At 65.6% G+C, this 12,308-nt stretch carries 9 protein-coding genes; 3 read left to right on the forward strand and 6 right to left on the reverse strand.

Annotation, left to right across the window (positions count from 1 at the left end):
* Nucleotides 1-41 precede the first annotated feature (41 nt).
* From ABNQ40_RS12300 to ABNQ40_RS12310, 3 genes are all read left to right on the forward strand, one after another.
* Nucleotides 42-1,085 carry a hypothetical protein gene (locus ABNQ40_RS12300; protein WP_109047830.1) on the forward strand — a complete coding sequence of 348 codons (1,044 nt, stop codon included), beginning with the start codon at nt 42-44 and terminating at the stop codon, nt 1,083-1,085.
* A 5-nt stretch (nt 1,086-1,090) separates the two neighbouring features.
* Nucleotides 1,091-2,089: a hypothetical protein gene (locus ABNQ40_RS12305; RefSeq protein WP_098738697.1), complete on the forward strand. Its 999-nt coding sequence runs from the start codon at nt 1,091-1,093 to the stop codon at nt 2,087-2,089.
* A gap of 79 nt (nt 2,090-2,168) precedes the next feature.
* Nucleotides 2,169-2,891 carry a beta-lactamase hydrolase domain-containing protein gene (locus ABNQ40_RS12310; protein ID WP_109047829.1) on the forward strand — a complete coding sequence of 241 codons (723 nt, stop codon included), beginning with the start codon at nt 2,169-2,171 and terminating at the stop codon, nt 2,889-2,891.
* Between the two features lie 32 nt (nt 2,892-2,923).
* Here the strand turns inward: ABNQ40_RS12310 and ABNQ40_RS12315 are convergent, their stop codons facing one another.
* From ABNQ40_RS12315 to ABNQ40_RS12340, 6 genes are all read right to left on the reverse strand, one after another.
* A complete protein-coding gene (locus tag ABNQ40_RS12315) occupies nt 2,924-3,580 on the reverse strand; it encodes a YitT family protein (protein WP_109047828.1) in 657 nt (218 codons plus the stop codon).
* Nucleotides 3,581-3,810: 230 nt separating this feature from the next.
* The gene (locus ABNQ40_RS12320) at nt 3,811-4,785 is read right to left on the reverse strand and encodes a pyridoxal-phosphate dependent enzyme (protein ID WP_109047827.1); all 975 of its coding nucleotides are present in this window, start codon (nt 4,783-4,785) and stop codon (nt 3,811-3,813) included.
* A gap of 380 nt (nt 4,786-5,165) precedes the next feature.
* On the reverse strand, nt 5,166-6,620 hold the full coding sequence (locus ABNQ40_RS12325; protein WP_109047826.1) for a diguanylate cyclase: 1,455 nt from the start codon (nt 6,618-6,620) through the stop codon (nt 5,166-5,168).
* Between the two features lie 46 nt (nt 6,621-6,666).
* Nucleotides 6,667-8,289, reverse strand: coding sequence for an ABC transporter substrate-binding protein (locus tag ABNQ40_RS12330; RefSeq protein WP_109047825.1), 1,623 nt, complete (start codon nt 8,287-8,289; stop codon nt 6,667-6,669).
* Nucleotides 8,290-10,977: a HAMP domain-containing sensor histidine kinase gene (locus ABNQ40_RS12335; RefSeq protein ID WP_109047824.1), complete on the reverse strand. Its 2,688-nt coding sequence runs from the start codon at nt 10,975-10,977 to the stop codon at nt 8,290-8,292.
* Between the two features lie 258 nt (nt 10,978-11,235).
* Nucleotides 11,236-12,210 carry a choline ABC transporter substrate-binding protein gene (locus tag ABNQ40_RS12340; protein WP_391346683.1) on the reverse strand — a complete coding sequence of 325 codons (975 nt, stop codon included), beginning with the start codon at nt 12,208-12,210 and terminating at the stop codon, nt 11,236-11,238.
* Between the last annotated feature and the right edge of the window lie 98 nt (nt 12,211-12,308).

The following is a 12,308-nucleotide window of genomic DNA, read 5'->3' on the forward strand; positions in this document are numbered from 1 at the left end:
CGCCCCGGATCCGCCCTCAGACCAGCGCCCAAGGCCGCCGCATGTCCGACACCCTGACCGCCCGTTCCAACGACTTCGCCCAGACCTTCAACACCGCCCACGGCGAGGCCGGGCTGGGCCGGGTGTCGATCGCGCACATCCTGCAACGCATCCAGACCGATCCGAATTTCCTGTTCAGCCAGGAGTTCCGCCAGGGCGCCGGGCAATGCCCGTTCCATTCCGGCAAGACCGACGGCGCCGCTGTAGGAACGGCCCCGATCCCGCAGGACGACGCCGACAAGGTGGCGGTCAACAGCCTGCTGGCCCTGCTGTTCAGCCGGCTGCGCGACCACATCGCCGGGAAGCTGCCCTTCGATGCGGATGGGCGGCCGATGCTCCCCATCCCGCCGCGCTCGCCGCACGGGCTGGACCCGGCCGACCGCGCCGCCATGGCCGCGGCGGCGCCGGACGTGTTCTGCTCGGTCCTGCGCGACGCCACCTGCCATCTGCTGGACGGGCTGATCACCGGCTGGGCCGTCGATCTGGTGCGCGAGGAGGAGTATTTCCGCTCCCAGGGCTCCGGCGAGATCTCGCTGGAGGCGGCGGCGACCTTCGTCCTGCGCACGGTGCTGGAACATTCGCCGCTCTACCAGCGCGCCGGCTACGACATGCTGTCGATCACCAAGACCGGCAGCCACACCGCCATCCACATCTGCTGGGCGATGGTGGAGGCCGCACCGCTGCTGGTGCCGGGACAGGACGCCGCCTTCTACGACGACCTCGTCCACCGCAGCCTCAAGCAGATCGTGCCGCTGTCGATGTCCAGCCTGGGCATGCTGGTCCATTACATGGAGGAAAGCGGGATCGAGCCGCCCGACGGGCTGGCGGTGCACCGGCTGCCGAAAGACCAGAAGGCCTTCATCCTGGACGCCAACGGGCTGATCCGGCTGAACGCCGATCCCATCGTCACCTTCGCCAAGCCGGACGAGCGCTATTACACCGGCTGCCCGGCCTTCTACACCACCAACCTGATCAAGCTGTATCTCGACATCGTCGCCGGGCTGGCGCTGGACTACTCCGTCTACGACCGCCTGCAGGAGGGCTGAGCCCGATGGCCCGCACCAACGACTTCGCCCTGACCTATGCCGGCGCGCATGAGGAAGCCGGGATGACCCGGATCAACCTCGCGCCCATCCTGCACCGCATCGCCGAAGACCCGAACTATCTGCTCAGCGAGGAACTCCTGACGCTGGCCGGCCACTGCCCGGCCCATGCCGACACCCGCAAGGAGGATTTCGAGAAGGTCGCGATCAACACGCTGCTGGGCTTCCTCTATGTCGATTTGCGGGAGCACATCATCGCCCGCATGCCGCTGGACGATGACGGCCATCTGCGGCTGTCCACCCCGCCGGAGTCGCCGCACGGGCTGGACTTCGCCGACCCCGACGGCATGGCCGCCGCGGATCCCGACCGCATGGTCGGCTTCCTGCGCGATTCCGTCTGCCACCTGCTCGACGCCATCATCAAGGATTGGGCGATCAAGGTGATGGTGGAGGAGGACCGCTGCCGGACGGAGGGAACCATCACCGACATGGCCGCCGCCGGCTATGTGCTGGGCCGCGAATTGCAGAAGTCGGTGCTGCACGGCCCGTCCGGCTACGACATGCTGTCGATCACCAAGACCGGCAGCCACACCGCGCTGCATGTCTGCTGGAATCTGGTGGAAGCGGCGCCGCTGCTGCGGCCGGGGCTGGAGGCCGCGGCCTATGACGACCTCGCCCGCCGCAGCCTGAAGCAGGTGCTGCCGCTGGCCATGGGCAGCCTGGGCATGCTGTGCCAGTTCATGGCGGCGGGAAAGATCGAGGCGGACGACCATCAGGCCATCCACCCGCTGCGCACCGACCAGTCGGCCTTCCTCTACGATCCGGACAAGGACCTGATCGTTCTCAACACCGACCTGATCGAGCCGACCGCAATGGCGGGGGAGCGCCATTACACCGGCTGTCCGGCCTTCTACGCCAACGGCCTGATCAACCTGTACATGGAAATCGTGCTGACGCTGGCCGCCCAGTACGGCATGTATGTGCGGCTGCAGGACAGGGTGGCGTGACCCGTTTCTCGCAATGGGGTTCTTGACGGAACGCCGACCATGCCTATGTTGGCGTTCCGTCAGAGTCGGAAGGTTTGAGTTGGCGAAGAAAAGCACCCTGCGGGCGGTCACCACCACCGCGCTGGCCGATGCGATCAAGCGCAGCCGCAGCCGCATGGCGACGCCGTGGCAGCGCGCACTCGGCCATCTGGAAGCCGTGTTCATCGACCATGCCTGTTTCCGGCTGATCTATTCCAACACCTATCGCATTTCCCCCAACATGTACCGGGCGAGCCAGCCCTCACCCTCGCACATTGCGGCGGCGGCGCGCAACGGGGTGAAGTCGATCCTGAACCTGCGCGGCTCGCGCGACTGCGCCTCCTACATCCTGGAGGCGGAAGCCTGCCGCGCCCATGGCTTGGAACTGGTCGATTTCCCGGTGAACTCCCGCGACATGCCGAAGAAGGAAACCCTTCTGAAGGCGCGCGAACTGTTCAAGACGATGACCTATCCGGCGCTGATGCACTGCAAGTCGGGCGCCGACCGCGCCGGCTTCATGTCGACGCTGTATCTGTTCGCCCATGAAGGCCAGCCGCTCGATCAGGCGATGAAGCAGTTGTCCTGGAAGTACGGCCATTTCAAGCAGGCAAAGACCGGCATCCTCGATTACTTCTTCGAGCTGTACGCCGCCTACAACCAGAAGCGTCCCATCGCCTTCTGGGATTGGGTCGAGCGCGTCTATGACCCGGTGGAAGCCAAGGCGAGCTTCCGGTCGCGGGAATGGGCCGACGCGGTGGTCGACCGGGTGCTGGGCCGCGAATAGAGCGGCCCTCTCCACTGGCGGCCCCATTCCGTTTAGCGGGCGACGTACCAGTCGGCGCGGTGGTTGAAGGCGACGAAGGCGTTCAGCACCGCGGCCCCCAGGATGGACGCCAGCAGCGCCGGCCAGTCGAGCACGAAGGCCGCGGCCGAGAACACCGCCAGATCGAACAGCGACTGTAGCCAGCCGGCACGGAAGCCGGTCTTTTCCTGCAGGTAAAAGGCGAGGATGCCGACACCGCCGCCGCTGGCGCCATGGCGGAACAAGGCGATGACGCCGATCCCGACGCAGAAGCCGGCCAGCACCGCCGCGACATAGGGGTTGATGGCGCTGAAGCTCATCATCGTCGGCAGCAGGCCGGACAGCACGGCGATGCCGGTCACCGCGATCAGCGACTTGACCGTAAAGCCGACGCCGATGCGCGCCAGCGCAAGAAAATAGAAGGGCAGATTGACCAGGAAGAACAGAGTTCCGAAATCGATGCCGGTCGCGTAAGAAATCACAAAGGCGAGCCCCGCCGCCTGTCCGGTGACCAGACCCGCAGCATGAAGAATTGCAATGCCGAAGGATGTCATGACGATACCGAACAGTTGTCCTTGCAAATTGTCAAAGACACTGTGCGCCACCTTCGGACGCTCGTAAGTGGCCGATGCAGGGGATGACGAAATAGTCGAGGCGGAATTGTTCGTCATGCCAGCTACCTCTCGGTGTCGCCTGTGTTTTTACAGGCGGCGACCAATATAGGTCATTTCTGCTGACCTATCCATACTTCGCTTCGGTGAAGGGGTGAGCTATGCGATTTGCGGGGGGACGACTGAGGTGGCGGTCCTTTGGTGCCAGCCGCCCCACCACCTCCAGCGTTCCGCGACGACGGCAATGAATGGGGAGGGGCAGCAACCGAACCCTGATGAATAGCGGAAAATCACGCCGCCAAGGTCCGTGCCAGCGTGTCGCCATCGACGTTGCGGCCGGACAGAACCGCCACCGTCCGTCCGGTCCGTCCCAGCCGGCCGCCGAGCACCGCGGCGATCCCCGCGGCCCCGGCTCCCTCCGCCACCACGCCGAAGGAGCGGTGAAGCGCCCTCATCGCCGCGCCGATCTCCGCCTCCTCCACCTCGACCACCCGGTCGACAAGAGTGTCCACGATTGCCTGTGGCAGCTTGCCCAGCGCATGGACGTTGATACCGTCGGCCAGCGTCGGACCGCCCCGCCGGGCAAGGCGCACGCCGATCACCCGCACCCACGGATTCCGCGCCTTCACTGCGGCGGCCACTCCGGCCAGCAGACCACCGCCGCCGACCGGCACCACCACCGTGTCGACATCCGGCCGGTCGGCCAGGATCTCCAGCCCGACGGTTCCCTGCCCGGCGATCACGTCGGGATCGTCATAGGGATGGAGGAAGGTCAGCCGGCGTTCCGCCGCAAGTTCCAGCGCCCTGCCCTTCGCCTCGCCGACCGTGGCACCGTGGAGCACCACCTCGGCCCCCAGTTCCGCGGTGCGCTCCACCTTGCAGCGCGGGGCCGTCTCCGGCATCACGATGGTGGCCCGCACCCCCAGGCGGGCGGCATGCAGCGCCACCCCCTGGGCATGATTACCGGCCGACATCGCCACCACGCCGCCGGCCCGTTCCGGTGCCGTCAGCCGCAGCAGGCGGTTCAGCGCGCCGCGCTCCTTGAAGGCGCCGGTGGCCTGGAACACCTCCGCCTTCAGCCACAGGTCCCGGCCCAGCGTCGGCGCATGCAACAGCGGCGTGCGGACGATCTGGCCGGACAGCCGCTCGGCCGCATCGGTCACCGCCGACAAGGGCAGCCACGCCGGCAGGCGGTCTTCGAGGGATCGGTGGCGGGGAGCGCAGACGGAAAGGGTGCACGCGGCATCGGCATGCGCGGTGAACATCGCGAAGATCCTCAGCGAACGAATTTTTGGGTAAGTCGGGCGTGCCCCGGACCGCCTCAGCGGGCCGGGAGAATAATTCGCGCCGAGCCACACATTCGCTCGCCGAACCGGACGTCAAAAGACGACGCCGCAACAGCGGTCAGAGCGTTGGACCTGTCATGAACCGGATTGAGGGTTCCGGGAACCACATGGTGCAGCGACACGCCACACACTCCACACGACCATTGAACACGAAGACGGCAACCCTCCGACGCTTCAGAGCGCCGGGCCGGTAATTCGCATTCGCATGGTGTCGGTGGTCTTCATGGGATCTGGATACCCGTTGTTGCAGCGGCGGTCAAGCCGTCATCGTTCAAATTGTCGCAGGTCGATACCCCCCTTCACATCACCTCGACCCGATTCCGCCCGAGCGCCTTGGCGCGGTAGAGCGCCTGATCGGCACGCCCCAGCACGCTCTCCACCGTATCTCCCAGTGTCCGCACCTCCGTCAGACCGAAGCTTCCGGTCAGTTGGAAGTTCCGGCCATCCGACAGCTCGATTGCCAACGCGGCGAGGCCGCTCCGCAGCCGCTCCGCGATGGCCACACCGTCAGCTCGCGAACTGTCCGGCAGCAGGATGGCGAATTCCTCTCCACCGATGCGGCCGATCTGGTCGGTCGCACGCATCTGGCCGCGGATCACCTCGACCACCCGGCGAATCGCGATGTCGCCGGCGCCGTGGCCCATCTCGTCGTTGATGCGCTTGAAATGGTCGATGTCGAGCATGATCAGGCAGGCCATGCCGGCGGCCTGACGCCCCTCCGGGACAACGTCCAGCCCGGTCAGCAGACGTTCCAGAAGCTCCAGAATATGCCGGCGGTTGTGGGCACCGCTCAGCGGGTCGGTGATGGCAAGGCGCTGGAGTTCGCGCTCCATCCGCCGTCGCTCCGTGATGTCGGTGGCGATGGCGATCACGCCGGTCGCGGCACCGTCCGGCGAGGTCAGCGGACGCTTCACCACCAGCAACTCACGCGCATCGCCGTCCGGCCCGGCAACGCTGGTTTCGAAGGAAAAGGCCGTCGTACCGGACGGAACCTGTTCCGGGAAAACCTGTTCCGGTAGATCCTGGCCTGTAAGTTCCTGACCCTCGGATGACCATCCGGCCCCGTCGGCGGCGTTCGGAAACAGTTCGCGGAAGGCGCGGTTGCACAGGGCATAGCGGCCGGCCGAGTCCTTGTACCAGACCGGGCTCGGCATCAGTTCCACCAGATTCTCGATGAAGCGCCGCTGCTCCTCGGCCAGGGCGGTCTGCCGTTCCAACTGCGCCGTGCGTTCGGCGACGCGATGCTCCAGCGATTGGTTCAGAGTCTCGATGGTGACCAGATCGCGCCAGCCGCGCACGGCGCTGACCAGACTGGTGAACAGCTTCTGGGCGGTCAGTTCCGCCTTGCTTTTGTAGTCGTTGATGTCATAGGCGACGATGGCGTCGCGTTCCGGCGCCTGTCCGGGCTGGCCGGTGCGCAGGATGATGCGGATGTGGCGGTTGCCCAGATCGCGCCGGATGTGATGGACCAGACGCAGGCCCGCATCCTGCGTTTCCATCACAACGTCAAGAAGGACCACGGGCAGGTCCGGCCGCTCGGCCAGGATCGTCCGCGCCTCCGCTGCGGAAAAGGCGCTGACGATGGCGAAGCGGCGGCCTTCGAACTCGAAATCGTTCAGCAGCACGCGCGTCATCGCATGCACCTGCTCGTCGTCGTCGACCACCAGCACCGGCCATGGCACAGCCGCCGTAGTCAGCCGCGCCGGCACCGTGCCGGCTTCGTCATCCTCGAACATCAGATCGTCGGGCGACATGTCACCTGCCGGGAATTGCCCAGTTGAAGGTTGCATAAGCCTGTACTCACCGGGCCTCGATGTCGACACCTGAAAAATCCTGGTTGAAAATGTTGTTCGTGTAGTTTTTCACCTCCTTGCGGTGGGCGACGACGATGATCGAGTTCGCAATGGGAAACCACGGGACTTCCTGATGGAAGATCTGCTGGGCTGTGCGGTAATGGGCAGTCCGACGGGGGACATCGCTGGTCACCTTGGCCTTGGTGATCTGCTCTTCGAAATCGGGATTGCACCATCTCGCGATGTTGGCGCCGCCGGGACGCACCGCACCGCAGTTCAGCAGGAAATACAGGAAGTTGTCGGGATCGCCATTGTCGCCGGTCCAGCCATAGAGCACCATGTCCTGTTCGCCGCGGGTCACCTGGCGGCGATAGTTTCCCCAGCTTTCGGTCTTCAGGGTCAGCTTGATCCCGACGCGCTCCAGATTCTCCCGGATCATTTCGGCGGCACGCTTGCCATTGGGCAGGTAGGGGCGCGTCACCGGCGGATACCACAGGTCGAGGGTGAAGCCTTCGGGATAGCCCGCCTCGACCAGCAGACGGCGTGCCTCGACCGGATCGAACGGGTGATCCTCGATGCTGTCGTTGTAGGACCACATGCCGGGCGGAATCGGGTTCTTGGCCGGCATCCCGCCATTCTGATAGACCGCATCGACCAGGGTGCGCTTGTCGATCGCCAGCGTGATCGCCCGCCTCACCCGCACATCGTCGAGCGGCGGCTTTTGGGTGTTGAGCGCCATATAGGCGACGTTCCGCCCATCCTGCCGTTCCAGCACCAGATTCGGATCCTTCTCGATGTTCCCCAACTCGGCCGGGTTGGGAAAAATCATCACGTGGCATTCACCCGACCGCAGCTTGTTCAAGCGAACCGCGATGTTCGGCGTGATCGAGTAGATCAGATTGTCCAGCGGCTGGCGCCCGCGCCAATAGCCGCCGAAGGCCTTGTAACGGATCGCCACGTCCTTCTGGTAGGACACGAGCTGGAACGGTCCCGTTCCGATGGGCATCTCGTCGAACGACGTCTGGCGGCCGGACTTCATCAGAAAATCCGCATATTCGGCGGATTGGATCGACAGGAACGGCATCGCCAGATCGGCGAGGAAGGGCGCTTCCGGATGATCCAGGGTGATGCGGACGGTATGGTCGTCCAGTTTCTCCACCGACTTCAACAGGGTCGGCAGCCCCATATCCCTGAAGTAATCATAGGTTGCCGGCCCGACGTTATGGTAGGGGTGGTCGGCATGCCATTGACGTTCGAAGGTAAAAAGAACGTCATCGGCATTGAGCGGCCTGCTTGGGGTGAACAGATCGTTGGAATGGAAGTTCACATTCCGGCGAAGATGGAAATCATAGATCAGACCGTCGGCCGAGATCGTATAGGATTCGGCCAGTCCGCTGTCCGTGATTTGCCCATCCGCCCCCATTTCAACCAGATTGTTGAAGAGCGGTGTGACCGCATTCACGGTGGTGCCGGAGGTCGAGAGCTGCGCATTGAAGCTCTGCGGATTTCCTTCGGTGCAGTAGACGAGAGACTTCTCCGCCAGCGCCGCACCGGGCATGGTCGCAAGCCCGAAAAGAACAGCCGCCCCCGTTGCAAGAGTCCGCGTCAACGTCTTCGGCGGCAAAGGCATTCACTGCTCCTGCGGGGATGGCACTGCGGCGACCAACGTCATGTTATCAGTGGCAAATCGTCGTGGAAAGCGAATGGTGAACCGCACGCCTCTATTGGGAAGACTGTCCACCGCGATCTTTCCACCGAGCCGATTGACCACGAGGTTATAGACAATGTGCAGGCCGAGGCCGGTGCTGCCCGCACCGCGCCGGGTGGTGAAGAACGGATCGAACACCCGCCCCAGATCGGCGGGGGCAATCCCGCGGCCGTCGTCGGAGTAGACCAGCGTCACCACGTCGGCGTCCTGGGCCGCGGCGGCAATCAGCAGTTGCCCCCGCTGTCCTTCGCGATAGGCGTGAGTGATGGAGTTCATCACGAGATTGGTCAGGATCTGTGCCAGAACGCCGGGAAAGCCGTCGATCTCGATGGTTTCCGAACAGTCCACCCGCAGGTTGTGGCCCGCCCGGCGCCAGGACGGGCTGAGGCTGGTCGCCAGATCCTCCAGATAAGGCTTCAGCAGGAAAAGCCGTTCCTCGCCGCTGGTCTGGTCGGCAGCGACCTGCTTGAAGCTCTGCACCAGCTCGCAGGCCTGCTGGAGGTTCAGCACCAGCAGCCGGGCGATCTCGTCCGCCGTCTCCTGGAACTCGGCGAAGTCGCTGCGGCGCAGATTGCTCCCGCTCGCCTGCCGCGCCAGGATCGCCAGCCGATCCTCCAGATGGGTGGCTCCCATCAGGGCATTGCCCAGCGGCGTGTTGATCTCGTGCGCCACGCCGGCAACCAAGCCACCCAGCGAAGCCATCTTTTCAGCCTGGATCAGGTCGGCCTGGGTGCGTCGCAGGTCTTCCAGGGCGCGGTCGGCGCGGTCCTTCGCCTGCCGGGCCGCCTGTTCGCGCAGGCCGATCTCGCGGATGAAGAAGACGGCGGCACGCGCCATCGCACCGAATTCGTCCTGGCGGCGCGTGCCGTCGATCGGGCCGGCCAGTGGGTCCTCGGCCAGCCGGGTCATCTGCTTTTGCAGGCGCAGCACCGGCCGGCTGATCGACCGGGCCACCACCGCCGCGGCGCCGCCGCCCAGCAGCAGGCCGATGGTCGCCCCGATAACCAGGATACGGGTCAGCAGCTCGCCGATGCGCGCGGCTTCGTCCCGGAAGGTCTCGTCCAGTTGCCTTGCGGTTTCCACGAGCGCGCCGGCATCGCGATCCATGGTGATCAGCAGCTGGTTGAGGCGTCGCAGCCCCTCGGCGGTGCGGCGCAGACTGTCCCGCCAATTGCGGATGGCCGACAGCACCTCGTCCTGCAACAGCGGCGACATGGGAAGGCCGCGCACCGTCTCCAGCAGGGCGCCGGCATCGGCGACGATGCGGTCGGCCTCCTCCGCGTCACGCACCGCCACCGCGTCGGCGGCCCGCCGGCCGAGACGCAGGGCGACGACGGCGACGTTCTGCGTCTCCTGCTCGGTGTCGTTGGCCTGGATGGCGTAGGCGATCAGCTGCACCACCTCGTCCTGGATCGCGGTGTAACCGGTGGCCTTGACCATCAGGATGCGGGCGGTCAGCGCCTCGATGGCGGATGCCGCTTCCGCCCCGGCGCGCTGTGCGGATTCGAGCGCCCGCTGGGCCGCGGCGGCACGAGCCTGCACACGGTAAAGCCCATCCAGCGGCGCACGCAAGGACGGCAGCATGGAGGACAGGAAGGTCACGTCGGGCTGGCGGTTCAGTGTTCCGGTCAGCACAAGCGCCCGCACCACCGGCAGCGTGCGGATGACCTGCTCGGCCAGCATCCGCTCGCCCAGGGGACTGCTGATGGCCGGCTGCTCGGCATCGTCGCCCGCCAGCCCCGCTGCCGCCTGCACAGCCGTTTCGAAGCGGCTCAATGCCGCGTCACGTTCGGCCTGGGCCGCACGCAGCTCGGTGACGGCGGCCTGCAACCCGTCCACCGTGGCGGCATAGCGGGCGGCAGACTGCTTCGCCGGATAGCGATCGACCAGCGGGTCGGTCCGATCCAAGGCCGACTGCAACCGGTCGGCGGTTCCAATCAGCCTGTCGATGGCGATGTGGAAATCGGCCAGGGTCAGGGGGCGGCCGCTGCCGAACAGTCCGACCCCGAACCCGAGGGCGGCGACATGCTGGGCCTCCGCCCGTTGCAAATCCAGCATCGCCTCGCGCAGCTCATGTGCGCTGTCGACCACGTCGCGGCTGTCCCGCAGGCGCTGGTCGGCCTCCGTCAGGGATCCGAGGGAATCGACGTTGGCGGCATGCTGGCGTTCGCGGGCGCGGTCGGTCAGCGCCATCAGGGTGGAGGCGTGAAGCCCCATGTCGGCCACCGCGGAGTCGTTCGCGGCGGTCACCTGGATGAAGCTGCGCATCTGGTCGACATAGCGCGCCAGCACGGCGGTCGCACGCTCCACCTCCGCCCGATGGGTATTGGCCGATCCGGCCTTGTCCAGCTGGCGCAACTCGGCCGCCGCCGAGTCCGACATGCTTTCGAAACGGTCGGCGCGGCTGGCACGGTCGGCGGGAGCCACCTGAAGATAGTCGATGCGGGCTGCGGTCGCCGCCAGCACGTCGCGATAGACCGAACCCGCGAGCACCGCCGATTCGTAAACCCGCTCGCTGCGGGCCAGCAGCAGCCCGCCGGCCACCGCGATGACCGCCGCGACCATGACCGGTACGCCCCCGACGACCGCGATGCGCGAGCGAATCCTCATGCGCGTCCCGCCGCGCAATCACGCACGCCGGCTGCCCGGTACGAGTGCCGGGAGAGGGGCAGGCTCCCGGAAAAGGGTGAATGGCGATCCGCCACGAACGCTCCGCACGCAGGACCTAATGGGCCTTAGCAGAGCAATGGACCGTGGCAAAGGGATAAAGCCACCGGAAAGAAAGTGATAGGTGGGATGGGGCAAAACGCCGCCCCATCCCGCCCCATCCGATGCCGTTTACGACTTGGCCGGTTAGGACTTGGCCCGTTACGACTTGGTTGCGACGCCGAGCTTGGCCTGCACCGCAGCCAAACCGTCCTTGCCATCAATGGTGGTAACGCCCGACAGCCAGCTCTTCAAAACGTCGGGGTTCTTCTTCAGCCAGGCCTTGGCGGCGGCGTCCGGCTTCCTGTTGCCGTTCATGATGTCGTCCATCACAGCATTTTCCATCGCCAGCGTGAAGGACAGGTTGGACAGCAGCTTGCCGACATTCGGGCATTCGGCCCCATAGCCCTTGCGGACGTTGGTGCTGACGGTGGCGCCGCCCAGGTTGGGGCCGAACCAGTCGTCGCCGCCCTCCAGATAGGTCAGCTCGAAGCTCTTGTTCATCGGGTGCGGTTCCCAGCCCAGGAAGACCACCCAGCCCTTGTTGCGCGTCGCGCGCTTCACCTCGGCCAGCATGCCGGCCTCGCTGGATTCCACCAGCTTGAAGTCCTTCAGGCCGAAGGCGTCGGCCTTCAGCATCTTGTCGATGATCAGGTTGCCGTCGTTGCCGGCCTCGATGCCATAGATCTTGCCGCTCAGCTTGTCCTTGAACTTCGCGATGTCGGCGAAGGTCTTCAGCCCGGCCTCGGCGGCGTATTTCGGCACAGCCAGCGTGTATTTGGCGCCTTCCAGATTGACGCGCGTCACCTCGACCGAGCCGTCTTCCAGCACCGGCTTCACGAAGGGCTCCATCGTCGGCATCCAGTTGCCGAGGAAGACGTCCAGCGACTTGGTCTTCAGGCCCGTGTAGACCAGCGGCACCGACGACATGGTGGTGGTCGGCTTGTAGCCCAGCGCGTCAAGCGTGACGGAGGCGAGCGCCGTCGTCGCCGCGATGTCGGTCCAGCCGACATCGCCGAAGCGCACCGCCTTGCAGGAGGCCGGTTCGGCGGCCAGCGCCCCGCCGGCGCCCAGCGTCACGACCGCGGCGATGCCGGCACCCGCGATCCCCTTGGCCAGAGCCTTCCATCCGTTCATATCCTCAACTCCTCTTTCTTGTCGTTCGGGCTTGTTGTCCGGGCTTTGCCGTTCCGGTCCATCCGGTCTGCGTTACCGGGTCTGCCGATTTCGCCATC

This window comes from Azospirillum sp. A23 (genome assembly GCF_042938965.1).
GTDB lineage: Bacteria > Pseudomonadota > Alphaproteobacteria > Azospirillales > Azospirillaceae > Azospirillum > Azospirillum melinis.

Coding starts and splice junctions, on each gene's coding strand:
- ABNQ40_RS12300 (WP_109047830.1), top strand. CDS start 42: ATGTCCGACACCCTGACCGCCCGTTCCAACGACTTCGCCCAGACCTTC.
- ABNQ40_RS12305 (WP_098738697.1), top strand. CDS start 1,091: ATGGCCCGCACCAACGACTTCGCCCTGACCTATGCCGGCGCGCATGAG.
- ABNQ40_RS12315 (WP_109047828.1), bottom strand. CDS start 3,580: ATGACGAACAATTCCGCCTCGACTATTTCGTCATCCCCTGCATCGGCC.
- ABNQ40_RS12320 (WP_109047827.1), bottom strand. CDS start 4,785: ATGTTCACCGCGCATGCCGATGCCGCGTGCACCCTTTCCGTCTGCGCT.
- ABNQ40_RS12325 (WP_109047826.1), bottom strand. CDS start 6,620: ATGTCGCCCGACGATCTGATGTTCGAGGATGACGAAGCCGGCACGGTG.
- ABNQ40_RS12330 (WP_109047825.1), bottom strand. CDS start 8,289: ATGCCTTTGCCGCCGAAGACGTTGACGCGGACTCTTGCAACGGGGGCG.
- ABNQ40_RS12335 (WP_109047824.1), bottom strand. CDS start 10,977: ATGAGGATTCGCTCGCGCATCGCGGTCGTCGGGGGCGTACCGGTCATG.
- ABNQ40_RS12340 (WP_391346683.1), bottom strand. CDS start 12,210: ATGAACGGATGGAAGGCTCTGGCCAAGGGGATCGCGGGTGCCGGCATC.